Source organism: Actinocrispum sp. NPDC049592, assembly GCF_040675465.1.
Lineage (GTDB): Bacteria > Actinomycetota > Actinomycetes > Mycobacteriales > Pseudonocardiaceae > Kibdelosporangium.
Genome location: NZ_JBFAPA010000001.1, coordinates 81,156 through 105,108 on the forward strand (window position 1 = coordinate 81,156; position 23,953 = coordinate 105,108).

General features: G+C 68.7%; 23 protein-coding genes, 1 tRNA gene, 1 pseudogene and 1 riboswitch. Of the genes and pseudogenes, 14 read left to right on the forward strand and 11 right to left on the reverse strand.

Annotation, left to right across the window (positions count from 1 at the left end):
* Positions 1-12 precede the first annotated feature (12 nt).
* The 3 genes from AB0J95_RS00370 (at position 13) to AB0J95_RS00380 (ending at position 1,448) form a co-directional block, all read left to right on the forward strand.
* Positions 13-765 (forward strand): enoyl-CoA hydratase-related protein, encoded by a 753-nt coding sequence (locus AB0J95_RS00370; protein WP_364750208.1) that lies wholly within the window; start codon positions 13-15, stop codon positions 763-765.
* A 211-nt stretch (positions 766-976) separates the two neighbouring features.
* Complete coding sequence (locus AB0J95_RS00375) at positions 977-1,132, forward strand: hypothetical protein (RefSeq protein ID WP_364750211.1); 156 nt, start codon at positions 977-979, stop codon at positions 1,130-1,132.
* A gap of 169 nt (positions 1,133-1,301) precedes the next feature.
* Entirely contained in the window at positions 1,302-1,448 is a 147-nt protein-coding gene (locus tag AB0J95_RS00380; RefSeq protein ID WP_364750213.1) for a hypothetical protein, read from the forward strand.
* Here the strand turns inward: AB0J95_RS00380 and AB0J95_RS00385 are convergent.
* Both AB0J95_RS00385 and AB0J95_RS00390 read right to left on the reverse strand, forming a co-directional pair.
* The gene (locus AB0J95_RS00385; RefSeq protein WP_364753366.1) at positions 1,434-2,030 is read right to left on the reverse strand and encodes a TetR/AcrR family transcriptional regulator; all 597 of its coding nucleotides are present in this window, start codon (positions 2,028-2,030) and stop codon (positions 1,434-1,436) included. The two genes, AB0J95_RS00380 and AB0J95_RS00385, sit on opposite strands and share 15 nt — an antisense overlap.
* A gap of 69 nt (positions 2,031-2,099) precedes the next feature.
* On the reverse strand, positions 2,100-3,050 hold the full coding sequence (locus AB0J95_RS00390) for an acyl-CoA desaturase (protein WP_364750216.1): 951 nt from the start codon (positions 3,048-3,050) through the stop codon (positions 2,100-2,102).
* Between the two features lie 242 nt (positions 3,051-3,292).
* Between AB0J95_RS00390 and AB0J95_RS00395 the strand changes: the two genes are divergently transcribed.
* From AB0J95_RS00395 to pth, 6 genes are all read left to right on the forward strand, one after another.
* Positions 3,293-3,363, forward strand: a tRNA-Gln gene (locus AB0J95_RS00395).
* Between the two features lie 104 nt (positions 3,364-3,467).
* Positions 3,468-5,129, forward strand: a complete 1,662-nt coding sequence (locus AB0J95_RS00400) for a GGDEF domain-containing protein (protein ID WP_364750219.1) — start codon at positions 3,468-3,470, stop codon at positions 5,127-5,129.
* Positions 5,130-5,176: 47 nt separating this feature from the next.
* Positions 5,177-6,649 (forward strand): bifunctional UDP-N-acetylglucosamine diphosphorylase/glucosamine-1-phosphate N-acetyltransferase GlmU, encoded by a 1,473-nt coding sequence (gene glmU, locus AB0J95_RS00405; protein ID WP_364750222.1) that lies wholly within the window; start codon positions 5,177-5,179, stop codon positions 6,647-6,649.
* On the forward strand, positions 6,649-7,632 hold the full coding sequence (locus tag AB0J95_RS00410) for a ribose-phosphate diphosphokinase (protein WP_364750224.1): 984 nt from the start codon (positions 6,649-6,651) through the stop codon (positions 7,630-7,632). Before glmU ends, AB0J95_RS00410 begins: the two co-directional genes overlap by 1 nt.
* 248 nt (positions 7,633-7,880) lie before the next feature.
* Positions 7,881-8,492 (forward strand): 50S ribosomal protein L25/general stress protein Ctc, encoded by a 612-nt coding sequence (locus tag AB0J95_RS00415; RefSeq protein ID WP_364750227.1) that lies wholly within the window; start codon positions 7,881-7,883, stop codon positions 8,490-8,492.
* Between the two features lie 8 nt (positions 8,493-8,500).
* A complete protein-coding gene (gene pth, locus AB0J95_RS00420; protein WP_364750230.1) occupies positions 8,501-9,097 on the forward strand; it encodes an aminoacyl-tRNA hydrolase in 597 nt (198 codons plus the stop codon).
* 45 nt (positions 9,098-9,142) lie between these two features.
* On the opposite strand, the gene AB0J95_RS00425 is transcribed toward pth, so the two are convergent.
* Genes AB0J95_RS00425 through AB0J95_RS00435 form a run of 3 tightly spaced genes read right to left on the reverse strand, consistent with a single transcriptional unit; the run spans position 9,143 to position 13,250 of the window.
* Positions 9,143-9,790, reverse strand: coding sequence for a pentapeptide repeat-containing protein (locus AB0J95_RS00425; RefSeq protein ID WP_364750233.1), 648 nt, complete (start codon positions 9,788-9,790; stop codon positions 9,143-9,145).
* A complete protein-coding gene (locus tag AB0J95_RS00430) occupies positions 9,787-11,445 on the reverse strand; it encodes a fatty acyl-AMP ligase (RefSeq protein WP_364750235.1) in 1,659 nt (552 codons plus the stop codon). Before AB0J95_RS00430 ends, AB0J95_RS00425 begins: the two co-directional genes overlap by 4 nt.
* 47 nt (positions 11,446-11,492) lie before the next feature.
* On the reverse strand, positions 11,493-13,250 hold the full coding sequence (locus AB0J95_RS00435) for an ABC-F family ATP-binding cassette domain-containing protein (RefSeq protein WP_364750238.1): 1,758 nt from the start codon (positions 13,248-13,250) through the stop codon (positions 11,493-11,495).
* A gap of 102 nt (positions 13,251-13,352) precedes the next feature.
* On the opposite strand from AB0J95_RS00435, the gene AB0J95_RS00440 reads away from it, so the two are divergent.
* On the forward strand, positions 13,353-13,616 hold the full coding sequence (locus tag AB0J95_RS00440; protein ID WP_364750241.1) for a hypothetical protein: 264 nt from the start codon (positions 13,353-13,355) through the stop codon (positions 13,614-13,616).
* Here AB0J95_RS00440 and AB0J95_RS00445 read toward each other — a convergent pair.
* From AB0J95_RS00445 to AB0J95_RS00465, 5 genes are all read right to left on the reverse strand, one after another.
* Complete coding sequence (locus AB0J95_RS00445; RefSeq protein WP_364750244.1) at positions 13,613-14,578, reverse strand: 4-(cytidine 5'-diphospho)-2-C-methyl-D-erythritol kinase; 966 nt, start codon at positions 14,576-14,578, stop codon at positions 13,613-13,615. The genes AB0J95_RS00440 and AB0J95_RS00445 overlap by 4 nt on opposite strands.
* Before the next feature lie 42 nt (positions 14,579-14,620).
* Positions 14,621-15,625 (reverse strand): ATP-binding cassette domain-containing protein, encoded by a 1,005-nt coding sequence (locus tag AB0J95_RS00450; RefSeq protein ID WP_364750247.1) that lies wholly within the window; start codon positions 15,623-15,625, stop codon positions 14,621-14,623.
* A gap of 195 nt (positions 15,626-15,820) precedes the next feature.
* Positions 15,821-15,910, reverse strand: a riboswitch (SAM riboswitch).
* 99 nt (positions 15,911-16,009) lie between these two features.
* Complete coding sequence (rsmA, locus tag AB0J95_RS00455) at positions 16,010-16,858, reverse strand: 16S rRNA (adenine(1518)-N(6)/adenine(1519)-N(6))-dimethyltransferase RsmA (protein ID WP_364750249.1); 849 nt, start codon at positions 16,856-16,858, stop codon at positions 16,010-16,012.
* Between the two features lie 107 nt (positions 16,859-16,965).
* Entirely contained in the window at positions 16,966-18,423 is a 1,458-nt protein-coding gene (locus tag AB0J95_RS00460) for a transglycosylase family protein (RefSeq protein WP_364750251.1), read from the reverse strand.
* 336 nt (positions 18,424-18,759) lie between these two features.
* Positions 18,760-19,611, reverse strand: coding sequence for a TatD family hydrolase (locus tag AB0J95_RS00465; protein ID WP_364750253.1), 852 nt, complete (start codon positions 19,609-19,611; stop codon positions 18,760-18,762).
* Positions 19,612-19,622: 11 nt separating this feature from the next.
* Between AB0J95_RS00465 and AB0J95_RS00470 the strand changes: the two genes are divergently transcribed.
* From AB0J95_RS00470 to AB0J95_RS00485, 4 genes and pseudogenes are all read left to right on the forward strand, one after another.
* A complete protein-coding gene (locus AB0J95_RS00470; RefSeq protein WP_364750255.1) occupies positions 19,623-20,228 on the forward strand; it encodes a PadR family transcriptional regulator in 606 nt (201 codons plus the stop codon).
* 96 nt (positions 20,229-20,324) lie between these two features.
* On the forward strand, positions 20,325-21,293 hold the full coding sequence (locus AB0J95_RS00475; RefSeq protein WP_364750258.1) for an ATP-binding cassette domain-containing protein: 969 nt from the start codon (positions 20,325-20,327) through the stop codon (positions 21,291-21,293).
* Entirely contained in the window at positions 21,286-22,014 is a 729-nt protein-coding gene (locus AB0J95_RS00480) for an ABC transporter permease (protein WP_364750261.1), read from the forward strand. Before AB0J95_RS00475 ends, AB0J95_RS00480 begins: the two co-directional genes overlap by 8 nt.
* 219 nt (positions 22,015-22,233) lie before the next feature.
* Positions 22,234-22,740 (forward strand): annotated as a pseudogene (locus AB0J95_RS00485) (IS5 family transposase); the annotation flags it as partial.
* A gap of 163 nt (positions 22,741-22,903) precedes the next feature.
* Here the strand turns inward: AB0J95_RS00485 and rsgA are convergent.
* Positions 22,904-23,947 (reverse strand): ribosome small subunit-dependent GTPase A, encoded by a 1,044-nt coding sequence (gene rsgA, locus AB0J95_RS00490; RefSeq protein WP_364750264.1) that lies wholly within the window; start codon positions 23,945-23,947, stop codon positions 22,904-22,906.
* Positions 23,948-23,953 lie beyond the last annotated feature (6 nt).

Here is a 23,953-nt window from a genome sequence, read left to right on the forward strand (position 1 = left end):
ACAATGACCGGCATGCATCTGACCGTGGAGACGACCGGGCCGGTGGCGACGCTGAGGATCGACCGCCCGGCCAAGCGCAACGCGATGAGCTTCGAGATGTGGTCGGCCATCCCGGGCCTGCTCGCGTCGGTCCAGGACACCGCACGGGTGCTGGTGATCCGCGGCGGCGAGCACTTCTCCGCGGGCGCCGACATCAGCGAGTTCGAGACGCTCCGGTCAGGCGCCGACGGTGCCGCGCGCTACGGCGAGGCCGTACACGCCGCGGAACGCGCGATCGCGGACTTCCCCAAGCCGACCCTCGCGGTGATCAACGGGTTCTGCATCGGCGGCGGCTGCGAGATCGCGCTGGCCTGTGACCTGCGGATCGCCGCGACCAACGCCCGGTTCGGGATCACCCCGGCCAAGCTGGGCATCGTCTACAACTTCACGTCCACCAAGCAGCTGGTCGACGCGGTCGGGCCGGCCTGGGCGCGGCAGATCCTGTTCTCCGGCGAGATCATCGACTCGGCCACCGCGCTGCGGATCGGCCTGGTCAACGAGCTGCACGCGCCGGACGAGCTGGCCGGGCGGGCCAAGGAGCTGGCCGAGGTGATCGCGAGCCGGTCGCAGGTCAGCCAGGCAGGCGCGAAGCGGATCATCAGCATGATCACCGATGGGCGGCAGGAGGACGACAGCGTCCGCGCGCTCTACGACGACGCTGTCCACAGTGCCGACTATGCCGAGGGAGTGCGCGCATTCCTGGAAAAGCGCCCGCCGAGGTTCTGATGTCCACTCGAGACTTGTGACGTAGCCGGGACTCGAGCACCCGTAACGTCTCCAGATACTGGTAATTCCCTTGTGGCGGTGACTTTTTCGCGCCAGTGCGTTGCCCTTTTTACCAGTGCGGCCGGCGTAGCCGTTCGGGTAGCGTCGCCAGCGTTCGTTCGAAGTCGAACTTATCCACAGGTTCGGATTTGTCCACAGGGGAGTACCAGTCATGTCTCGTCATGCCGTCCGCCCAGGGTTCCCGGCCTTCGAGGTCAGCGCCGAGCTGCGCGGCCGACCGGCCCAGCACCGCAAGGGTGTCGAGAAGATGCGCGGCCGCCGCCCGGAGAAACAGCCGGCCGAGGAGCAACCTGCGGCCGCAGCCTGACGTCCAACGTGTCGGGGACCTAGGGAATTCCTTGGTGCCGTGGCCTTTTCCCGCCACCAACAGCCGCCGCGCGGCGCTGTCCGGTCCGGGAGCCACGGTGTAGCGTCCCCCGCAACTCGTTCGAAGTTGAAATTTCAAACACAGGGATACGCACAGGGGAGTCGGGGAAATGGCACGTCACTCAATCCGCCCAGGAGTCAAGCCGTTCCAGGTCAGTGCCGAGCTGCGGGGCCGCGGAGCCAAGCACCGCAAGGCCGAGGAGCAGCAGCCGCAGACCGAGCCGAAGCAGGAGCAGCCGGCCTCAGCGGCGGCGTGAACGCGGCTTGTGCTCCAGATGGGACAAGCCGTTCCACGCCAGGTTGACCAGGTGCGCCGCGACCTCGTCCTTACGAGGCCGGCGCACATCCAGCCACCACTGCCCGGTCAGGGCCACCATTCCGACGAGGGCCTGCGCGTACAGCGCCGCTAGTTTCGCGTCGTAGCCGCGGCTGCTGAAGTGCAGGCCCAGGATGTGCTCCACGTGACTGGCGATGTCACCCAACAGGCTGGAGAACGTCCCGGTCGAGCTGGCCACCGGCGAGTCGCGGACCAGGATGCGGAACCCGTCGGTCGACGAGTCCACGTAGTCCAGCAGCGCGAAGGCCGCTCGTTCCAGCAGCGCCCGGGGATCCATGCCCTCGGCCAGCGAGGCCGTGATCGAGGTCAGCAGCTCGTCCATCTCGCGGTCCACGACCACCGCGTAGATGCCCTCCTTGCCGCCGAAGTGCTCGTACACCACCGGTTTGCTGACCCCGGCGCGGTGCGCGATCTCCTCGATCGAGGCCCCGTCGAAGCCCTTCTCGGCGAAGAGAGCCCGCGCCACGTCCAAGAGCTGCTGACGGCGTTGGGTCCCGGTCATCCGGACCTTGGGCGCCGCCAGCTGTCTTGAAGCGTTCGCGCTCTGGTTGCTCCGTCTCACCCGGACAAGCTAGTCCTTGCCGGCCGCGAGCCGTTCCAGCCGCTGCGGCGTGGGCCAGCGCACGTCGTACACCCAGCCGAACTTCTCGAAGATCCAGATCAGCCGGGCCGAGGTGTCGATCTGGCCGCGCTGCACGCCGTGCCGGGCGCAGGTCGGGTCGGCGTGGTGCAGGTTGTGCCACGACTCACCGAACGACAGGATCGCCAGCGGCCAGAAGTTCGCCGCCTTGTCCCGGCTCTTGAACGGCCGCTCGCCGATCATGTGGCAGATCGAGTTGGTCGACCAGGTCACGTGGTGCAAGATCGCCACCCGCACGAAGCCGGCCCAGAAGAACGCGGTCAGCGCGCCCCACCAGGACATCGTGACCAGGCCGCCGATCAGCGCGGGCAGCAGGAAGGTCAGCACGGTCAGCGGCACGAAGAGCTTGTTGACCCGGACGATGTCCTTGTCCGCGATCAGGTCCGGGGCGAACCGCTGCTTGTTGGTCACGTCCCGCTCGAAGATCCAGCCCATGTGCGCGTGCCAGAAGCCGCGCGCGATGGCCAGCGGCGAGGTGCCGAACAGCCACGGTGAGTGCGGGTCGCCCTCGCGGTCGGAGAACGCGTGGTGCCTGCGGTGGTCGGCCACCCAGGTGATCGGCGGCGACTGGACGGCCATGCTGCCCATCACGGCGAGCATGATCCGCATCGGCCGCTTGGCCTTGAACGAGTTGTGCGTGAACAGCCGGTGATAGCCGACCGTGACGCCCAGCCCGGTGAAGTAGAAGAAGAAGATCCCGAGACCCACGTCCAGCCAGCTCAACCCCCAACCCCACAGCAGGGGAACGGCCGCGATGAGCGCCGCGAACGGCAGCACTATGAACGCGTAGACCGCGATCTGGGTCGCCAGGTTCCGCTTGCCTTCGAACAGCGGTTTGGGACCCGCAGCCTGTTCCTCGGACTTGTCGAGGGTAGTTGTCATGCGCACACCTCATGTCTGACTTAGGTCAGCCTTACCTACGATCACGTAACTTACGACAGGGTAGGTTGCCGGGGGCACCACGCGCCAGCCTCTGGATTGCCTAGCACGCATGTGGGATAGCCGTTATGTGACGCTGCTAACGCCCAAACGGGTAGTCCCGGAGAACAAATTCCGCCGGGGGTCTCTCGCTGCCCCGGCAGGGTCGTGCGACGATGTCCAACCGTGAGCCGTGCGGCTCGCGGTCCGCCGTGGTGTAAAGGCAGCACCTCAGATTTTGGTTCTGATGGTCCAGGTTCGATCCCTGGCGGCGGAGCGGGTCGAAAGCGTCAACGTTTACGGGCAGGGGGTGCACCGCTGCGCCAGGAGCCGGACGAGGAGCACCCGCCCGCGCTGGATGAGAAGTCCGACGCGTGGCTGGTGGGTCGTGCCAGCGAGTTGCTGGCCATCACCCAGAGCGCGGGTCACGACGAGCAGGTCCTCAACGTCGCCGAGGTGGACCACATGCTCGCCGAGGCCCAGCACCGGGGCGAGCCGCGGATGGTCGCCCAGTTGCTGAGGTCCGCCGTGGCCGTGCGCCTGGTCACCTCCGGCCAGGCCAGTACCGCGCAGCCGCTGCTCGACGAGATGCTCCTGCACACCGAGCGGCACGGCCTGCTGGTGCTGGAGGCCGACGCGCACGCGTTGCAGGGCCGGCTGCGGCTGATGGACGGTGCCGAGGACCTGGCGCTCAGCGAGGCCGCGATCGCGCTGGCGATGCTGGACGACGACCCCAACCCGGACGTGATGATCGGCCGGCGCAAGTGGGAGCTCCTGCTGGCCTCGACGCTGATGGACATCGGCCTCGTGCTCACCCAGCTCGGCGTGTACGAAGAGGCCGACGCGGTGATGAACCGGGCCAACAGCAGCATCAAGAACAGCGGCGGCCCGCACCAGATCTCGGTGCACATGATCAACCGCATCCGGATGCTGCTGGGCTGGGGCCTGCGGCTGGAGCGGATCGGCCAGGAGGAGTTGGCCACCACCAAGTTCGAGACCGCGGCCGCGATCGCCGGCGCGGTCGAGGGCCCGTTCGTGGAGTCGCTGTTCCCGCGCCGCTCGGACCTGAGCGCGGCCGAGCAGATGCACGTCGTCGCCGCGGCGCACGCGCTGGCCAGACCGTCGTCGGACCACGTCGAGCGGCTGTTCCAGCTGAGACCCAGCGCGCTCTACGCCCGTGAGCTGATCGTCACAGCGATCGCGTTGTCCCGTTGCCTCGAGTACACCGGCCTGGTCGAGGAGGCGGTGGAGGTGCTGGCGGAGGCCCGGGTCGCGCTGGAGGGCGACCCGACCGAGCCGACCCTGCGGCTGTGCCTGATCCGGGAGTTCGCCCGGCTGTCCGGCCCGGACGGCGGCGAACGGACGATGAGCGCGCTGGAGAGCTACGCCAACGAGCTGGAGATGCAGCTCTGGGAGATGCGCGAGTCCCGCATCGCCACCCTGAACACCCGCCGGGAGCATGCGCGGCTGACCCGCAAGCACGGCGTGATAGAGAAACAGGCCCTGCTCGACCCGTTGACCGGGTTGCCCAACCGGCGTGCGCTGGACGAGCGGCTGGAGGCGTTGTCCGCCTCGGCCGGGAGCCAGCCGCTGGCCATGGCGCTGGTGGACCTGGACGGGTTCAAGGAGGTCAACGACCAGTTCTCGCACGCCGAGGGCGACGACGTGCTGCGAGTCGTGGCGAGCACGGTGCGGGATGCCTTGCGCGGCGGGGACATGGTCGCCCGCTACGGCGGTGACGAGTTCGTCGTGTTGTTGCCGGGCGCGCCTTTGCACGCGGCGGAGGCGGCGCTCAAACGGGCTGTCAACGCTGTCAGCCGGTTGCCCGAGGACCTCGCCCGCGGTGTGACGTTGTCCTGCGGCGTGGTCGCGTTGCGCCCCAGGGAAACCGCGGCGCGTGCGCTGGCCCGTGCCGACGCGGCGATGTATGAGGCGAAACGCCGTGGTGGCAACGATGTCTCCGCTGTCGTGATGAGTACCGAGACCGCGCAGACCGCGCGGGTTGTCGACAACCCCGCGTGGGTCGGCCCCGAGGCAACGTAGGATCGTCACCTGGAGTTATCCGAACGGGTTCTCGAGGGAGATCGCTGATGCCCCAGGGCACGAACGCCCAGCTCAGCACCATTGTCCTGGCCGCGGGTGAGGGCACCCGGATGCGGTCGTCGACGCCGAAGGTGATGCACCCGATCGCCGGGCGCCCGCTGGTCGAGCACGCCGTCCGCGCGGCCGCCGGTCTGGGCCCCGACCATCTGGTGGTCGTCGTGGGACACAGCCGGGCGCAGGTCGTCGCCCACCTGGAGAGCCTGACCACCGCGCTGGACCGCAAGGTCGTGACCGCGGTGCAGGCCGAGCAGAAGGGCACCGGGCACGCGGTGTCCTGTGGTCTGGCGGAGCTGCCGGACCGCCTCACCGGCACGGTGATCGTCACGTACGGTGACGTTCCGTTGCTGGAAACCGAGACTTTGCGGGCGCTGCTGGCCGAGCACAACGAGTCCGGCAACGCCGTGACCGTGCTCACCTCGGTGGTGGCCGACCCGACCGGGTACGGCCGGATCATCCGGGACGCGTCCGGCTCGGTCACCGGGATCGTCGAGCACAAGGACGCCACCCCGCAGCAGCTGGAGATCGCCGAGATCAACTCGGGCATCTACGCGTTCGACGCCGAGGTGCTGGCCGACGGGCTGTCCCGGATCACCGCGCACAACGCGCAGGGCGAGCTGTACCTGACGGACGTGCTGGGCATCGCGCGCGCCGACGGCAAGCGCGCCGGGGCGCTCGTCTGCGTGGACACCTGGCAGGTGGAAGGGGTCAACGACCGGGTCCAGCTGGCCGGGTTAGGGGCCGAGTACAACCGCAGGCTGCTCGAGCACTGGATGCGGGCCGGGGTGACGATCACCGACCCGGCCAGCGTCTGGCTGGACGCCGAGGTCACGCTGGCCAGGGACGTCCTGCTGCAGCCCGGCGTCCAACTGCAAGGGTCGACCGCGGTCGGGGAGGGAGCCATCATCGGCCCCGACACGACGCTGGCGAACGTCACCGTGGGCGAGGGGGCGAAAGTCATTCGCACGCACGGTTCCGACTCGATCATCGGCCCCGGTGCCTCGGTGGGGCCGTTCGCCTATCTGCGGCCCGGCACCGAGCTCGGCGAGGGCGGCAAGATCGGCACGTTCGTCGAGACGAAGAACTCGCAGATCGGCGCGGGCAGCAAGGTCCCGCACCTGTCCTATGTCGGCGACGCGACCATCGGTGAGCACAGCAACATCGGCGCCGCCAGCGTCTTCGTGAACTACGACGGTGTGAACAAGCACCGCACCACGGTCGGCTCGCATGTCCGGACGGGCTCGGACAACATGTTCGTGGCCCCGGTCACGGTCGGCGACGGCGCCTACAGCGGCGCCGGCACGGTGATCCGGCGGGACGTCCCGCCGGGCGCGCTCGCCGTCTCCGGCGGGCCACAGCGAAATCTCGAAGGCTGGGTGGTGCGGCGACGTCCGGGCACCCCGGCGGCCGAGGCAGCCGAGCGGGCGCTCGCAGCACAGGATCCCGATCGCGAGGAGCAGTGATGAATGCCAAGTCCGGGACACCGAAAAAGCACCTGATGCTTTTCTCCGGCCGTGCTCACCCGGAGCTGGCCGAGCAGGTGGCGAGCGAACTGAAGGTGCAGATCACCCCGCAGGCGGCCTACGACTTCGCCAACGGTGAGATCTTCGTCCGGTTCAACGAGTCGGTGCGCGGCACGGACGCCTTCGTGATCCAGAGCCACACCACGCCCATCAACCAGTGGGTGATGGAGCAGCTGCTGATGGTGGACGCGCTCAAGCGGGCGTCGGCCAAGCGGATCACCGTGATCATGCCGTTCTACCCCTATGCGCGGCAGGACAAGAAGCACAAGGGCCGCGAGCCGATCTCGGCCCGGCTGATCGCGGACATGTTCAAGACCGCGGGCGCCGACCGGATCATGACCGTGGACCTGCACACCGCGCAGATCCAGGGGTTCTTCGACGGCCCGGTGGACCACCTGTTCGCGCAGACCCTGCTGGCCGACCACATCGCGCGGACCTACGGCGACCAGTCCGACATCACCGTGGTCTCCCCGGACTCCGGCCGCGTGCGGCTGGCCGAGAAGTGGGCCAAGCAGCTGGGTGACCGGCCGATCGCGTTCATCCACAAGACCCGCGACCCGCTCAAGCCGAACGAGGCGGTGGCCAACCGGGTGGTCGGTGAGGTCGCCGGCCGGCTGTGCGTGCTGGTCGACGACATGATCGACACCGGTGGCACGATCGTGAAGGCCTGCGACGCGCTGCTGGACGCGGGCGCATCGGACGTGGTGATCGCGGCGACCCACGGCATCCTGTCCGACCCGGCCACCGAGCGGCTGGCCAACTGCAAGGCGCGCGAGGTGGTGTTCACCAACACGCTGCCGATTCCGCAGGAGAAGCGGTTCGAGAACATGACCGTGCTGTCGATCGCGCCGCTGCTGGCGCGGGCGATCCAGGAGGTCTTCGACGACGGCTCGGTGACGAGCCTGTTCGACGGCAACGCCTGAGCTTTTCCCTTGTGGCCCCGGTCTTCGCCGGGGCCACAAGCGTGTCCAGGGACCCCCGGTGATGCGGGCGCGAAGCTGACGTAAACTATCGGGGTTGTCTCGGCGAGGCCCGGCTCACTCGAGCCAGGCGTGATCGACGCGGCCGGCTGGTCAGTCGCGTCCCGTCACGCCTGCCGCCGCCGCGATGACGACCCAACTTACCTACCCGGCAGGCATCACCCCGCCTTTGTCCTGAGGAGAGCATCACCGTGTCCGAGGTCCGTCTTGCCGCCGAGTCGCGTACCGAATTCGGCAAGGGCGCCGCGCGCCGTACCCGCCGCGCCGGCAAGATCCCCGCGGTGCTCTACGGCCACGGTTCCGACCCGAAGCACCTGGCCCTGCCGGCGCTCGAGTTCGCCCGTGTCGTCCGTGAGCACGGCCAGAACGCCGTCCTGACCCTCGACGTGGACTCCAAGTCCGAGCTCGCGCTGACCAAGACGGTCACCACGCACCCCATCAAGAATTACATCGAGCACGTCGACCTGCTGCTGGTGCAGCGCGGCGAGAAGGTCAGCGTCGAGGTCCCGGTCGTGCTGACCGGCGACCCGGCCGCGTCCACCCTGGTCACCCAGGACCTCACCACGCTGGCCATCGAGGTCGAGGCCCTGCACATCCCCGAGCAGGTCGAGGTGTCCATCGAGGGCGCCGCGGCCGGTACCCAGATCCTCGCCGCCCAGGTGCCCCTGCCGCGCGGCGCGACCCTGGTGACCGACGCCGAGGCCCTGGTCGTCGCGGTGAACGCGGCGCCGACCGCCGAGCAGCTCGAGGGCGAGAGCGCCGAGGCGCCGGCCGAGGACGCCGAAGCGTCCGACGAGGCCTGAGCACCAGCATGACCGAGGGGCCGGGGACCGAGCAGCTGACCGTCGTGGTCGGGCTCGGCAACCCCGGCCCTCGCTATGCCGGCAACCGGCACAACATCGGTTCGCTCGCGGTGGACGAGCTGGCCTCCCGTGTGGGCGGGGGGAAGTTCAAGGCCCACAAGGCGGGCGCGGACGTGCTGGAGGGGCGGCTGGCCGGGCACCGGGTGGTGCTGGCCAAGCCGCGGTCGTTCATGAACGTCTCCGGCGGGCCGGTGGCCGGGATCGCGAAGTTCTTCAAGGTGCCGGCCTCGGCCATAGCGGTGATCTACGACGAGCTCGACCTGCCGTTCGGCACGGTGCGGCTCAAGCTGGGCGGCGGCGAGAACGGCCACAACGGCCTGCGGTCGATCACCAAGTCGTTGGGCACCAAGGACTACCACCGGGTGCGCGTGGGCATCGGCCGTCCCCCCGGCCGGATGGACCCCGCCGACTTCGTGTTGCGGGACTTCAGCAAGATCGAGGCCAAGGAGCTCCCCTTCATCCTCGACCGCGCCGCGGACGCCACCGAAGCCCTGATCACCCACGGCCTCGAAGCCGCCCAGAACACCTTCCACGCGCTCAACTGACCTCGTGAGTGGTTGTCGACAACCACTCACGAGGAGTGAGCTGGGCTAGGGCTTCACCTTCATCCCCAGGGACTGGGCCAGTGCCGGAGCCAGATCGACCGCCTGCGTCAGGCTGATCGTCGCGCCGGCCATCGACGTGTAACCGTCACCGATGCCAAGGGACGCAGCGGTTGTCAGGTCGACGTTCTTGAGTTTGGCGTTGCTGAAGTGGATGTCTTCGAGGGTGGAGCCGGGGAAGGTCACCTTCGTCAGTTCGGCGGCGCCGAAGTCGACGTCGCGCAACACGGAGTTGGCGAAGGTGATGTTGGTCATCCGGGTGCTGCGGAAGTTCACGGAGATGAGCTTGCAGCCGATGAAGGTCACGCGGTTCATGGTGCTGTCGAACTGTTCCACGCCGGCGAGGGCGGTGTTGACGATCTCCGCGTCCAGCCAGGTGGTCTCGACCATGTCGGTGTCCACGATGTGCGCGCCGTGGATCCAGACGTCGTTGAAGTGGGTGCGGCGCAGCCTGCCCGAGGAGAACCGCACGCCCGACAACACCGACTCGATGAACCGGGCGTTGCCGGCCACGAAGCCGGTGAACTCGTTGCCGTCGAAGCGAACCGTGGTGTAGTCGCCCTCTTCTTCCAGGTCCCCGGCGAAGTCCTCCAGGAACTTGGCGTACGGCAGATCCGCGAGTTCGCGGGCCTTCACGCGGTCTCGCTCTTGCGGATGCTCTCGGCGAGCTGCTCCCCCGCCGCGGCCCGGCGCAGCTTGCCGGACGGCGTCTTGGGCACAGTTCCCGGCGGGAGAACAACAACCGCGACCGGACGCGCTTCAACGGCCTCGAACACCCGGCTCGCGACCTCGCGCTTGATCCGCGCCTCCGCCGAGGCATCACCGGCCGACTTGGACTCCAGCACCACGGCGAACCGCTCCCGCCGAGTGCCCGCATCCAGCCGCACGGCAACAGCATTCCCCGCCCGCACACCCTCGACGGCGCCCGCGGCGCGTTCGATGTCGGTCGGGTAGATGTTGCGACCGGCCAGGATGATCACGTCCTTGTTCCGTCCACACACGACGATCTGGCCGTCGATGGTGTAGCCGATGTCGCCGGTCATCATCCAGCCGTCGGCGTCCTGCACGGACACCGGACCGTCCACAGTGAAATACCCGGGCGTGATGGCCGGGCCGCGCAACCGGATCTCGCCGACCTCACGGTCGCCGAGCACATGACCCGAACTGTCCACAACGGACGCTTCGACATCCGGCAAAGGATTGCCCAGCACGGCGAACGACCGAACGCCCTCGGCGGGAGCCACCGGAACCGCCCGCCGCTCGACCTCCAGCGCGTGCGCGTCGATGTAGTCCAACGTCAACCCGGTGAACAGCGGCGCGAAAGACACCGCCAGCGTGCACTCGGCCATGCCGTACGCGGGGAAGACACACTCCGGCGGCATCTTGAACCGAGCCCCGGCATCGGTGAAGCCCTTGACAGCAACGGCATCGATCGGCTCGGCACCGTTCAGCGCCAGCCGCAACGTCGACAGGTCGTAGGCCCCGTCATCGGCGTTGCCCATCCGCCGGCCCACCATCGCGTAGGCGAAGTTCGGCGCGGCGGTGATGGTGGCGCGGTACCGGCTGATCAGGTCCATCCACAGCAACGGCGCGCGCAGGAAGTCCGGCGGCGTGACCTTGACCAGCTCGATCCCCAGCGTCATCGGCACGGTCAGGAACCCGACCATCCCCATGTCGTGGAACAGCGGCAGCCACGACACCATCGTGTCGTTGACTGTGTCCAGCTCCGCCCGGGCGGCCATCGCCATGATGTTGGAGTACAGGTTCCTGTGGGTGATCCGCACCGCCTTGGGGTCGGCCGTCGACCCGCTTGTCAACTGCAGCAACGCATGTACGTCCTCGCCCACCACAACCGGCTCGGCCAGGGGAGCGCTGTCGAGCTCGGAGAGCAGCCGGTACGGGATGTTGTGGTCGGCCAGCACCGGGGCTAGCGCGTCGAACGGCGCACCCAGCAGCACCAGCTTCGAGTCGATCATGTTCAGCACGCGCAGGGTGTCCTCGGCCCACACCGCGAGGTCGGTGCGCGGGGTCGGCTGGTGCAGCATGGTGACGCTGCCGCCGCACAACCACACCGCCTGGATGGCCGGGGCGATCAACGCCGGGTCGGCAGCCAGCACGGCCACCGAGCTCTCCGCCGCCAGCCCGCCCTCGACCAGCGCGCCCGCGACGCGCGTGGCCTGTTGGTGCACCTCCGCCCAGGTGCGCCGGACGGGTTGCGCCGGCTCCCCGAGAATGATGCCCTTGTCGCTGGTCCGCGCGGTGTCCAGCAAGACGTCCACAAACCGACTCATAGCGCCGACTCTAAATGGTCTCCACCAACGGTCAGTAACAAAACCCGCTATTGCGCGCTGTCCGCGACCTCCAACCAGCGTTCCTCGACCTCGTCCTTCTCCTTGACCAGCGCACGCAGCTGAGCGTCCAGTTCCAGCAGCCGGTCCGGGTTGGTCGCGGCCTCGGCCAACGCGGTGTGCAGCTCGGCCTCACGCTTGGTCAGCTTGTCCAGCGCGCGCTCCAGCCGCGCCAGCTCCTTGCTGGCCGCGCGCTGGTCGACCGCGGCCGACTTGGGCTTCGCCGCCTTCGCCGGCGCGGGCGCGACCGTCGCGGCCCGGCGTGACAAGTACTCGTCGATCCCGCCGGGCAGGTGCTTCGCGCGGCCGTCGCCGAACAGCGCGTACACCTCGTCGCAGACGCGTTCGACCAGGTAGCGGTCGTGCGAGACGACCACGAGGGTGCCCGGCCACGAGTCCAGCAGGTCCTCCAGCTGCTGCAGCGTGTCGATGTCCAGGTCGTTCGTCGGCTCGTCGAGCAGCAGCACGTTCGGCTCGGCCATCAGGATCCGGGACAGCTGCAGCCGCCGCCGTTCCCCGCCCGACAGGTCGGAGACCGGCGTCCACTGCCGGTTGGGCGGGAACCCGAACTTCTCGGCCAGCTGGGACGCGGACAGCTCGAGCTTGCCCAGGGTGACCCGCCGGGCGATCTCCTCGACCGCCTCCAGCACCCGCAGGTCGCCCGGCAGGTCCGCCAGCTCCTGGCTGAGGTACCCGAGGCGCACGGTCTGGCCCTGGATCCGCTTGCCGGTCTGCGGCTCGGACTCGCCCGCGAGCAGGCGCAGCAGCGTCGTCTTGCCCGACCCGTTCACGCCGACCAGGCCGACCCGGTCACCGGGGCCGATCCGCCACGTCACGTGGTCCAGCAGGTCGCGGTCGCCGACCGAGAGGCTGGCGTCCTCCAGCTCGATCACGGTCTTGCCCAGCCGCCGCTTGGCGAACGCGGTCAGCTCGACCCGGTCACGCGGCTGCGGCACGTCCGCGATGAGCGCCTCGGCGGCCTCGATCCGGTAGCGGGGCTTGGACGTGCGCGCCGGGGCGCCACGGCGCAGCCAGGCCAGCTCCTTGCGGGCCAGGTTGCGGCGCTTCTCCTCCAGCGTGTCGGCCAGCCGGGACCGCTCGGCACGCGCGTACACCCAGTCCGCGTAGCCGCCCTCGTACTGCTCGACCCGCCCGTTCTGCACCTCCCAGGTGCGCGAGCAGACCGTGTCCAGGAACCAGCGGTCGTGGGTGACCACGACCAGGGCGGACTTGCGGGCCAGCAGGTGGTCGGCCAGCCAGCGGACACCCTCGATGTCCAGGTGGTTGGTGGGTTCGTCCAGCACGATCAGGTCCAGCTCCTGGACCAGCGCGGCGGCCAGGGCGACCCGGCGGCGCTCCCCGCCGGACATCCGGTCCAGCGGCGCGTCCAGGCCCAGCGCGGTGATGCCGATGCCGTCGAGGATCGCGCGCACCCGCGCGTCCGCCGCCCACTCGTGGTCGGCGTTGAACCCCAGCGGGTCCAGCACGGCGTTGCGGACCGTGCCGCCCGCGGGCAACGTCGTCCGCTGCGTGACCACCGCGACCCTCAGGTCCCGCGTCCGGCTCACCCGGCCGCTGTCCGCCGGTTCGATCCCGGCCAGGACCTCCAGCAACGTGGTCTTGCCGCCACCGTTGAGACCGACGACGCCGATCCGGTCGCCCTCACCCACGCCCAGCGACACGGCGTCCAGCAACGGCCGGACCCCGTAGGACTTGCTCACCGACTCCAGATTGACCAGATTGGCCATCAACCCGCACTTTCCCGTATCGAACCCTCAACCGGAAAGGCTACCCACCGAGCCGCCCTTTCCGGCGCCCCGGCCAGCGGGCGCACTGACTACCGTCGCCACATGACCCAGCCAATGCCCCGAAACGCCCTGGGCCGAGCCGGTTTCGCCTGCGCGCTGGCCGGCGCCGTCGGCGGCCTGATCCCCGTCGTGGGGCTGTACAGCTGGCTGGTGGCGCTCACCGGCGTCGGCCTATGCAGTGCCGGAATAGGCAGGTTCCGGCGCGGGTGGTCCACCAACTACGGCCTGTGCGTGGGCGGGATCGTGCTGGCCGTGGTGGGCATGTTGATGAGCCTCGGGAACGGCTGGATCAGCATCCAGCGTTAGGCGTGCACCTCGGGCGGCGTGGGGCGAGGGGCCTCGTCGCCGCCGATCACCCGCGCGCCGGGCACGGGTCCATGCGCGACACGAACCGTCCGGCACACACCGGCGCCGGCCAGCTCGGCGGCCACCCGCAACGCCGATTCCCCGTCCGTGCAAAGGAAAGCGCAAGTCGGCCCGGACCCGGACACCGTGCCCGCGAGCGCACCCGCGTTGACGCCCGCTCGCAGGGTTCGCCTGAGCCCAGGGCGAAGCGAGATCGCGGCGGACTGCAAATCGTTGCCCAGCAACAAAGCCAGCTGCCGGGGGTCGCCCATCGCGAGCGCCTCGATCACCGGCTCGACGTCACCGACGCGCGGTGGGTCGCCCTCCTCGCGCAGCCGGTCCAGCTCCTCGAACACCTTGGGGGTGGCCAGTCCGCGCCGGTCGAACGCGATCACCCAGTGGAAGGTGTGCCGGGACAGCACCGGGATCAGCCGTTCGCCGCGGCCGGTGCCCAACGCCGTTCCGCCCTGCAGAACGAACGGCACGTCGCTGCCCAGCTTCGCGGCCACCGTGGACAGTTCGTCGCGCCCGATCTCCAGCCGCCACAACGAGGCCAGCCCGACCAGCACCGCCGCCGCGTCCGCGCTGCCGCCGGCCATGCCCCCGGCGACCGGGATGCCCTTGCGGATCACCACCCGGATCTTGGGTTCGGTGTGGTCCCGGCCGACGTGCTGCGCCAGCGCCTGCACCGCCTGCCAGGCCAGGTTGCTCGGCCCGGTCGGTACCTCGCCCGCGCCCTCGCCGATCACCTCGACGCCGGGTTCCTCGGCCACGGCGACGGTGACCTCGTCGGTCAGCGACAGGGCCTGGAACACGGTGTTCAGCTCGTGGAAGCCGTCCGGTCGCGCCTCGCCCACGGCGAGGTGCAGGTTGACCTTCGACGGCACACGAACCGTGACCGGGGGCGGAACGACAGCGAGCACACCTAGCAGCCTACGTGTGCCCACTGTCGTTCTTGCCACCTGCTACGCGGCCACGCTTCGCGGAGCGGCCGGCTGCTGGTGCACGATGGCGCCCCGCTCGCCCAGCCACCCCAGCGTGGTGTCGGCGCGCTCCCCACGCAGGCCGATCCGGAACCGGGCCACCGGGGTCTCGCCGAGCCTGCTCAGCCCGCCCCCGATGATCGAGACCTGCACGCCGAAGCGGGAGGCCGCCTCCGGCAGCAGCGCGCCGACCGCCGCGAACCCGACCAGCACGACGTCGGCGACGCGGTCCTGGTGGACGCTGGCGGCGCCTTCGACGGACGGCAGCAACGCCTCGATGGCCTGGCTGCGGGGGTCACGCAGGAGCGACAGCAGGTTGCCGTGCTCGATCAGCTTGCCCGCCTCGAGCAGGGCCACGTCGTCGCAGATCCGCCGGACGGCCGCGGTGTCCTGGGTGGCCAGCAACAGGGTCACGCCGAGCTCGGCGCGGGCCCGGTCGAGCACCGCGAGCACGCCCGCGGCGCCGTCGGTGTCCAGTTCGGCGGTGGGGTCGTCGGCGAGCAACACGGCCGGCTCGCCGACGAGCGCCCTGGCCACCGCCACCCGGCGGCGCTGCCCCTCGGTGAGGTCGTCGGGGTAGGTCGCGGCCTTGTCGGTCAGGCCGATCAGGTCCAGCAGGCGGCCGACCCGTGCGCGCCGCAGCGGACCGTCCACACCGGACTGTTCGAGCGGCAGGGCGATGTTGCCCGCGGCCGTGCGCTGCTTGAAGAGCTGGGTTTCCTTTGTCACGAAACCGATCTGCCGCCGGGTGGCGCGCAGCCTGCGGGTGTCGAGGGTGGCGGTGTTCAAGCCGTCCAACCGGACCACACCGGTGTCCGGGCGCTCCTGCAACGAAACCAAGCGGGCCAAAGTGGACTTGCCCGATCCGGCCGGCCCCACCACGCCGAGCGCTCCGCCCGCGGTCAGGTCGAGGGACACGTCGTCAAGCGCGACAACGGTCCCGTTGCGGTTCCAGAAGGACTTACTCAGGTTCTCTACGGTGATCACGGTTACTCCAGCGCAGCACAACGGCGACCGCGGTCGGCGGCCGTCCGGCGTCCGTCAGGGGACCGTCCTGGTAGGACGGAGGCGTTTTCGGGTCTGTCGAAGGGAATCAGGCGTCGTGGCTACGACACGCGGTAACGGACCGCCTGCCCTGATCGATGACCCGGCGCTGGGTGAGCAGTTTCGCGAACACGGATTCCTCCATCGCTCCTGGCGGTAGCACCTGCCTCGGCGAGGTGGTTGCTGCGGCGTCGCGGAGCCAGGTCTCTCGGCCGCTCGGGATGGATGCAACTGCATTCAAACCGAACAGGACGCGCGTACGCAAGGCCTAGACCATGGAATCGGGTGGTACATCACACCAACAGACGAACGTAAGGGCCTGCGGGTTCACAGATGGTGGTCGGCCGCTTCCAGAATGCGAGAAAAGTCGCGCACAGTGAGCTGCTCGCCCCGCAGCCCTGGATCGATCCCGGCGGCCCGCACGACCTCCGCCGCCCGGTCCGGGGAACCGGCCCAACTGGCCAGCGCGCCCCGCAGGGTCTTGCGGCGTTGCGAGAATGCGGCGTCCACCAGGGTGAACAACCGCTCACGGTCGACATCGGCCGGTGGTTCGTGGCGAACCAACCGCACGAGCGCCGAGTCGACGTTCGGCACCGGCCAGAACACCGACCTGGACACCGTCACAGAACGTCGAGCGTCGGCATACCAGGCCACCTTGACGCTGGGCACCCCATAGGCCTTGCTGCCGGGCCCGGCGGCCATCCGGTCGGCGACCTCGGCCTGGACCATCACCAGGACGGTCCGCAGGCTGGGCAGCTCGGCCAGCAGGTGCAGGACAACGGGCACAGCCACGTTGTATGGAAGGTTCGCCACCATCGCCGTCGGCTCACCCACGTCGGCTTTGGTGATCCTGAGCGCGTCCGCCTCGACGACCCGGAGCCGGCCGGCCAGCTCGGGGGCATGGTCGGCGGCGGTCTCGGGCAGCCGCTTGGCCAGCACCGGATCGATCTCCACGGCGACGACCTCACGGCACGCGGGCAGCAACGCGAGCGTCAACGACCCCAGCCCGGGGCCGACCTCCAGAACGACGTCTTCTGGGGACAGCTCGGCCGTGGCCACGATCCGCCGCACGGTGTTGGGGTCGTGCACGAAGTTCTGCCCGAGCTTCTTGGTCGGGCGGACGTCCAGCTCACTGGCCAGCCGCCGGACCTCAGCAGGCCCCAGCAACGCACTCACCCCGCAAGGCTGCCACACATCAGAACCAACCCCGCGGGTCACCCCTCGTGAGTGTTTTCGGTCGTTCTCTGACGACTGAACCCACTCACGAGCGTCTTGCTGCTGGTTTACGGCAGGCCGAGCTTCTTGCGGCAGGCGGGCCACGGGGCGTAGCCGCGGGCGTCACGGACCTTGGTGGCGATGGCGATCTGCTGCTCGCGGCTCGCCTGGTTCGGCAGCGGCGCGTAGGCCCCGCCGCCGTTGGACAGCCACGTGCCCTTGTCGAACTGCAGGCCGCCGTAGAAGCCGTTGCCGGTGTTGATCGACCAGTTGCCGCCGGACTCGCACTTGGCCAGGCGGTCCCAGACCTCACCGTCGGAGATCACCGGCTGCGGCGGCTGCTTGGTGCCGACCTTCACGGTCTTGGGCTTGGGCTGCTTGGTGACCTGCTCGCCCAGCTTCTCGCGGTTGGTCTCCTTGCCGTCCTTGAGCTGGATGCGGTAGGTGACGATCTTCTCGCCGGCCGCGCCCGGGTCCACGACCTGGGTCTGCCCCTTCATCATGGTGTCGTCGTTGATGTTCTGGACCGGCGGGTCGACCGTCTCGGTCTTGTTGATCACGGTCACGCCGTTGCGGGTGATCCGCACCTCGGCGCCGTTGGTGATCTTGACGTCCGCGCCCGGGGTGACCGAGTCCTGCGGGCCGATCGACGTCTGCAGCTCCTTGAGCAGCTCGTCGATGGTGACCGCGGTGGTCTGCACCTGCTTTCCGGTGTTGCCGCCGTCGTAGACCATGATGGTCTTGAGCGTCTGGATCTGGACGTTCATCCCCTCGGCGGGCATGGCCATGCCGAGGTCCATGGAGAACTTCGAGCCGTCCATCGGGGCGCCGGCCTGGCGCAGCGCGTCACCGACGTTGCGGGCGCGGACCCAGGACTCCTTCTGCTCACCGTCGACGGTGTACTTCAGCAGCTTGCCGCGCTGGACGACGATCTTGCCGTGGTCGCCGATGCTCGCGTTGGGCGAGGGGCTCAGCGAGTCGTGCTCACCGGTCTGGATGCCCTCGTTGGCCAGCACCTCGCCGACCGTGCCGGAGTAGGTGTGGACGTTGGTCTCGACACCGTCCACGTCGATCGTGACGGACTTGTTCATGGCGATCGCGGCGGCACCGCCACCGGTCAGCGACACGAGCACTGCGGCGATGCTGGCGCGCAGGAAGGTCCGCTTCCAGGTGCGGACCGCGGTGATCAGGCCGGACGGCGCCTGCTGGTTCTCGACCTCGTCCGCGAGCGTGTCGGGGACGTCGAGAATCGGCGGCAGCAGCGTGGTCTCGGCGTTGATCAGCCGGATCAGTTCGTCGACGTTGACGTCGACGGAGGCCATCAGCTCGTCGGCCTGGGGCCCGAGAGCGGCGTAGATGTCCTGCGGGACAACCGCCAGCTCGTCGGAGAACTCGGGGTACTCAGTGCGCCACTGGCCATCGTTGCGGTCCATCGTGCTGGTCGCTGCGGACGGCTGCTTGACCGGCGTGAACCAGTCGGTATCGATGTCGAACGCGCTGGTAGTTCTTATGTCACTGTCAGTCACGGGGTCGTTCCTCCTGAAGGGCGCAAGCCACACGGGGCGCGCAGTCGCTGATCCGGGTCGAGCAGCTACGTGCCTGGCCTTGCTCCTTCACCTACGTCCGGCGCGACGGGTCGCGCTGTGCGTTTCAGTCCGACGCCCTCAGCCACCACCACGCTTCCCGGATTGCTCCGGCCCCGACGCGCGTTGGCTTCGACTGCGGGCTGTACCCGTTCCTGACTACCTTTGGGTACGGTCACGGGACCGTAACGGGTCCAGTCAGGTTGCGCAAACACCCCCGTACATCTTGTGACTTGCGCCACAGCCCGAAGGATGCAGTCGCTCACCCAATCGGCGTACTCATTCACCCGTTGAATCGTGGGATGTCATTGTGGGTAGCCGAAAAGTGCGTTCCGCGGTCTCCCGGACGGCCCAAGCCACCTCCGAAAGGTCCTCGCCACGGAGTTCGGCCAGGTCGCGCACGGTGTACGCGGCGCAGTACGGCTCGTTCGGCCGGCCCCGGAAGGGGTGTGGCGTGAGGAACGGCGCGTCGGTCTCCACCAGCAGCTGATCCAGCGGCACGATCCGCGCAGCCGCACGTAGATCGCGTGCGTTCCGGAAGGTGACCGCGCCGGCGAAGGACAGCACGAACCCGGCGTCGACACACTTCCGGGCGAACTCCGCATCGCCGGAGAAGCAATGGAAAACCACCCTTTCGGGCGGACCTTCGGCATGCAACACGCGCATGATGTCGTCGTGCGCGTCCCGGTCGTGGATCATCAGCGGCTTGCCGGCGCGTTTGGCCAGGTCAATGTGCCAGCGGAAGGCTTCCTCCTGCGCCTGCGGCGGTGAGTAGTCCCAGTAGAAGTCGAGACCGGTCTCGCCGACCGCCACGACCCGGTCCCGGCCCGCCAGCTCCTCCAGCACGGCCTTGTCCTCGTCGCCGAACGTCGACGTCCGGGTCGGATGCACCGCGACAGCCGCGAAAACCCGCGGATCCCAGGTGGCCGCCTCGGCCGCCCAGATCGCGGAGTTGAGGTCGTCGGCGACGGTGATGACGCGTTCGACGCCCACGCTTGCCGCTCGGTCGACCATTGTGGACACGTCCGCGGCGTCCTTCGCGCCGCACGCGTCCAGGTGCGTGTGCGCGTCGACGATCGGCGCGGGCAGGGGCTCGGGCAGCGGCGGCCGCTCACCTTTACGAGGCGTCATAGCCTAATAGTGTGTCGGCGACCCGTTTGCTAGTTCTCGGTGTGGTCCGGATGCGTGGCGAAGCCCACGGCTACCAGGTCCGGCAGGACCTGCTGATGTGGGCCGCGGACCGGTGGGCCAACGTCAAGCAGGGCTCGATCTACCACGCCCTGAAGAAGCTGACCGCCGAGGAACTCCTTGAAGAGGTGCACACCGAGGAGAGCGGCCTGGGCCCGGACCGGGTGGTCTACCGGATCACGCCGCAGGGCGAGGGCGACTTCTTCTACCTGATGAGCAAGGGCCTTGGTGAGGGAGACAGCGGACCCGCCATGTTCAACGCCGCCCTGCCGTTCATCACCGCGCTGGAACGCAAGACGGTGCTGTTCCTGCTGAAGTCGCGGATCCGCCAGGCCGAGGGCCAGATGGCCACCACCCAGCACCTGATGGACACCACGATCGCCGAGAAGCCTGGTGACATCGGCAAACCCGCGCACATCCGGGAGATGTTCCGGTACTGGAACGCCAGCGTCGAAGGCGTCGTCGAGTGGTTGCGTGACTTGGTCAAACGGCTGGAGGACGGCGAGTACGAGTTCGCCGACGAGAACCCGGCCGCCTTCGGCGCACCCCCGGTCCGCTAGCTAGTCAAGTTTGACTACTACTGCGATCCATGCCATTCTCCCACTAGTCAAACTTGACTAGCCAGCGGGTTCGAATGACGACTGGGAGGAACCCAAGTGATCAAGGCACGCGGTCTCGCGCGCCAGTTCAAGGTCCGCGGTCACACCATCGACGCGGTCCAGGGAGCCGACATCGACGTCTCACGCGGTGAGCTCGTCGGTTTCCTCGGCCCCAACGGCGCCGGCAAGAGCACCACCCTGCGCATGCTCACCACGTTGCTGCGCCCCACCGCCGGCGAGGCGGTCGTCGCCGGTTGCGACCTGCTGACCGACCCAGCCGGTGTACGCAAACGGATCGGCTACGTCGCCCAAGGCCATGGGGCAGGCGACGACCAACGGCTGATCGACGAACTCGTCCTGCAAGGTCAGCTGTATGGCTTGGCAGGCAACGAATCCCGCCGACGCGCGGCCACGCTGATCGAGAAGTTCGACCTCCCCGCGGATCGCCTCGTGGGCAAGCTGTCCGGCGGCCAGAAACGCCGCCTGGACATAGCGATGGGCGTCCTGCACGACCCCGAACTGCTCTTCCTCGACGAGCCGTCCACCGGCCTTGACCCACAAAGCCGAAGCAACCTGTGGGAGCACATCCGGGCGCTGCGCGCGGCGGGCACCACTGTTTTCCTTACTACGCACTACCTTGACGAAGCCGACGCGCTCTGCGACCGGATCCTCGTCGTCGACCACGGCCGGATCGTCGCCGAAGGAAGCCCGGACGCCTTGAAAGGTCAAGTGGCGGGCGACCTGATCACCCTGTCGACCGACGCACCGTCACAGGCGGCAACGGTGGCCAAGAACCTCACTGGGGCACAGGAGTTCCACGTCGACGGCGACACCGTGCGGTTCCGCATCTCCCACGGCGACACGGTGCTGCCGGGTCTGCTGCGCGACCTCGACCAGGCCGGAGCGCACCTGCTGGCCGTCCAGGTGCAGCGGCCGACCCTCGACGACGTCTTCCTGACACTCACCGGCCGGTCCCTGCGAGAGGCGGAATCGGCGCTGCCCCAAGGAGGTTTCCCCTATGCGTGACACCTGGCTGGTGTTCGTCCGCTCGATGCGGCCGTTGCTGCGCAACCCGGCGGTGATCATCTTCAGCCTGATGACCCAGCCGGTGCTGTTCCTGGTGTTGTTCGGCCCGTTGCTGGGCGGGGCGGGTTCCTGGCAGTGGTTCGTGCCGGGACTGATCGTCCAGATGGGACTCTTCGGCACGGCCTACGCGGGCTTCTCCCTGATCCCCGAAATCCGCTCGGGTGCGCTGGAACGCATGCGCGTGACCCCGGTCAGCCGAGTCTCGTTACTCCTCGGTCGGGTGATGCGCGATGTCGTAGTGCTACTGGTGCAGTGCGTCCTGCTGCTGGCGTTGTCGACCGCCTTCGGGTTCCGCGCGACCATCCCCGACGTGTTGCTGGCCCTGGTTTACGCGGTGTTCCTCGGAGTGTCGATCGGCTCGGTGTCGTACACCCTCGCGCTGAAACTCAAGCACGAGTACGCCTTCGCCCCGGTGCTGTCGTCGACCGTGATGCCGCTGATGCTGCTGTCCGGAGTCCTCCTGCCGATGGACCAAGGTCCCCGCTGGCTGTACACGATCTCGCGGATCAACCCGTTCAGCCACATCGTCGACGCCGTCCGAGCCGTCATCGCGGGCGACCTCACCTCCAGCTCAGTCCTGGTCGGCGGCATCATCGCCATCACCCTCGCGGCCCTCTGCCTCCTCTGGGGCACGAACACCTTCCGCCGCACCAACGCCTGACACACCCCTGGGGGTGCGGAAGGCGGCCACCCCGCCTTCCGCCCACCTCCCCTCACTCCCAACATCACCCCAAAACCTCTCCCACCCCAACCGCCACTCCTCCAACCCCACCACCCAACCCTCGCTCACCCCAAATCTCACCCACCCCGAACCTGTCCCGCGCGAATCCCATCTCCCCAACCCTCACCCCAAAAACCTCACCCCCGCCGAAACGATCACGCCCTGGGACGTTCCCGGGGCGGGCTGACCACCAAGATCCACGCGCTGGCCGACGCGGCCTGCGATCTGCTCGCGGTGCGACTGACCGCCGGAGACAACCCCCAGTTGCTGCCCCTGTTGGATGGCTACCTCGCGCCTCCGGCTACACCGACGCCGGACCATGGGACATCCGACTGCTGGCCGACAAGGCCCACTCCCACCCCTCGACCCGCCGGAGCCGCACCGACGCCGGATCAAACACACGATCCCCGAACGACGTGACCAGATCGCCGCCCGCAAGGCCCAAGGCTCGGCTGGTGGCCCGCCACCAGCCTTCGACGCGGAGATCTACAAGCAGCGCAACACAATCGAGCGGGGGTTCAACCGCATGAAGCAGTGGCGAGGCCTTGCCACTCGCTACGACAAGTACGCCCTGACCTTCCTCGGCGGTGTCCTACTCGCCGCGACAATCATGGTCTCTCGCACCGCTTCCCGAAACTAGGAGACGCGGCCAAGACACTCACATGATCAGCTAGAGACCGTGCCTGCTCTCACGCGGGTGATCAACTTTGACGGAACCCCCACCCTCCCGGGGGCCGGCCCCGAGGCCAGTCTACCGGGGGTGGGGGCTCTGAACAGGGGTTTTGCCGTGCGAACGGCCCGTTCGCACGGGCTTCACCCCATCGGGGCCTTATGGCCGGTTGCGGTAGACCTTGCGCATCTCCTTGTGGATGGTCTTCCACTGGCGGGCGCGTTCCTGCCGCAGCCGCCAGTCGGTCCGGCTGGCCACCCACTCCGCCTCGCGCAGCAGCTTGAAGTAGCTGTCCAGCCTGCGCTGCGGAAGGTCGCCCCGCTCGATCGCCTCGATCACCGCGCACCCGGGCTCGCTGCGGTGCGCGCAGTCATCGAACCGGCAGTCCTGCGCCAGGTCCTCGATGTCGGTGAACACCGACTCCAGGCCTTCTCCGCCTTCGGCGAGGCCGATCCGGCGCAGTCCTGGTGTGTCGATGATCAGGCCGCCACGGTCGAGCACGATCAGCTCGCGGTGCACGGTGGTGTGCCGCCCTCGTCCGTCGGACGCGCGAACCTGTTGTGTCTCCATGACATCCACGCCGCTGAGCGCGTTGACCAAAGTGGACTTGCCCGCGCCGGACGGGCCGATCAGCGCGGCGGTACGGCCCACGCCGAGGTAGCCCGCGACCGTGTCGACGCCGTCACCGGTCAGGGACGAGATGGCGTGCACGTCCACGCCGGGCGCCGCGGTCATCACGTCCGCGACGATCTCGCCGATCCGAGCGCCGACGAGGTCGGACTTGGTCAGCAGGACCACCGGCATGGCCCCGCTTTCCCATGCCAGTGCGAGCAAGCGCTCGATCCGGCCGAGGTTGGGGTCGCCCCGCCGCCCTTCCAGCGACGACGGCTCGACCACGAAGATCACATCCACATTGGACGCGAGGACCTGCGTCAGTGAGTCCTGAGCCACGCCGCCGCGGACCATGGCGGTGCGCCGCGGGAGCACGGTCGCCAGCTCCCACCGGTTGTCGGGCAGGCCACGCAGGCCCACAAAGTCGCCGACGCACGGCAGTTCGATGTGCGGGCCGAACTCGACCTGTTGCTCGCCCCATTCGGCGAGCACGACCGCGCCACCCTTGTGGACGCGGGAGACACGGGCGGGCAGCTGCCCGCTGGGCAACTCGGTGGTCTCGTGCCAGCCGAGCGTGTCAAGCGAAGTCAACGTGAG

Bases quoted from the DNA above. Each gene is read 5' to 3' on its own strand.
- AB0J95_RS00370 (WP_364750208.1), top strand. From the start codon at position 13: ATGCATCTGACCGTGGAGACGACCGGGCCGGTGGCGACGCTGAGGATC.
- AB0J95_RS00375 (WP_364750211.1), top strand. From the start codon at position 977: ATGTCTCGTCATGCCGTCCGCCCAGGGTTCCCGGCCTTCGAGGTCAGC.
- AB0J95_RS00380 (WP_364750213.1), top strand. From the start codon at position 1,302: ATGGCACGTCACTCAATCCGCCCAGGAGTCAAGCCGTTCCAGGTCAGT.
- AB0J95_RS00385 (WP_364753366.1), bottom strand. From the start codon at position 2,030: ATGACCGGGACCCAACGCCGTCAGCAGCTCTTGGACGTGGCGCGGGCT.
- AB0J95_RS00390 (WP_364750216.1), bottom strand. From the start codon at position 3,050: ATGACAACTACCCTCGACAAGTCCGAGGAACAGGCTGCGGGTCCCAAA.
- glmU (WP_364750222.1), top strand. From the start codon at position 5,177: ATGCCCCAGGGCACGAACGCCCAGCTCAGCACCATTGTCCTGGCCGCG.
- AB0J95_RS00410 (WP_364750224.1), top strand. From the start codon at position 6,649: ATGAATGCCAAGTCCGGGACACCGAAAAAGCACCTGATGCTTTTCTCC.
- pth (WP_364750230.1), top strand. From the start codon at position 8,501: ATGACCGAGGGGCCGGGGACCGAGCAGCTGACCGTCGTGGTCGGGCTC.
- AB0J95_RS00430 (WP_364750235.1), bottom strand. From the start codon at position 11,445: ATGAGTCGGTTTGTGGACGTCTTGCTGGACACCGCGCGGACCAGCGAC.
- AB0J95_RS00435 (WP_364750238.1), bottom strand. From the start codon at position 13,250: ATGGCCAATCTGGTCAATCTGGAGTCGGTGAGCAAGTCCTACGGGGTC.
- AB0J95_RS00440 (WP_364750241.1), top strand. From the start codon at position 13,353: ATGACCCAGCCAATGCCCCGAAACGCCCTGGGCCGAGCCGGTTTCGCC.
- AB0J95_RS00465 (WP_364750253.1), bottom strand. From the start codon at position 19,611: ATGACGCCTCGTAAAGGTGAGCGGCCGCCGCTGCCCGAGCCCCTGCCC.
- AB0J95_RS00480 (WP_364750261.1), top strand. From the start codon at position 21,286: ATGCGTGACACCTGGCTGGTGTTCGTCCGCTCGATGCGGCCGTTGCTG.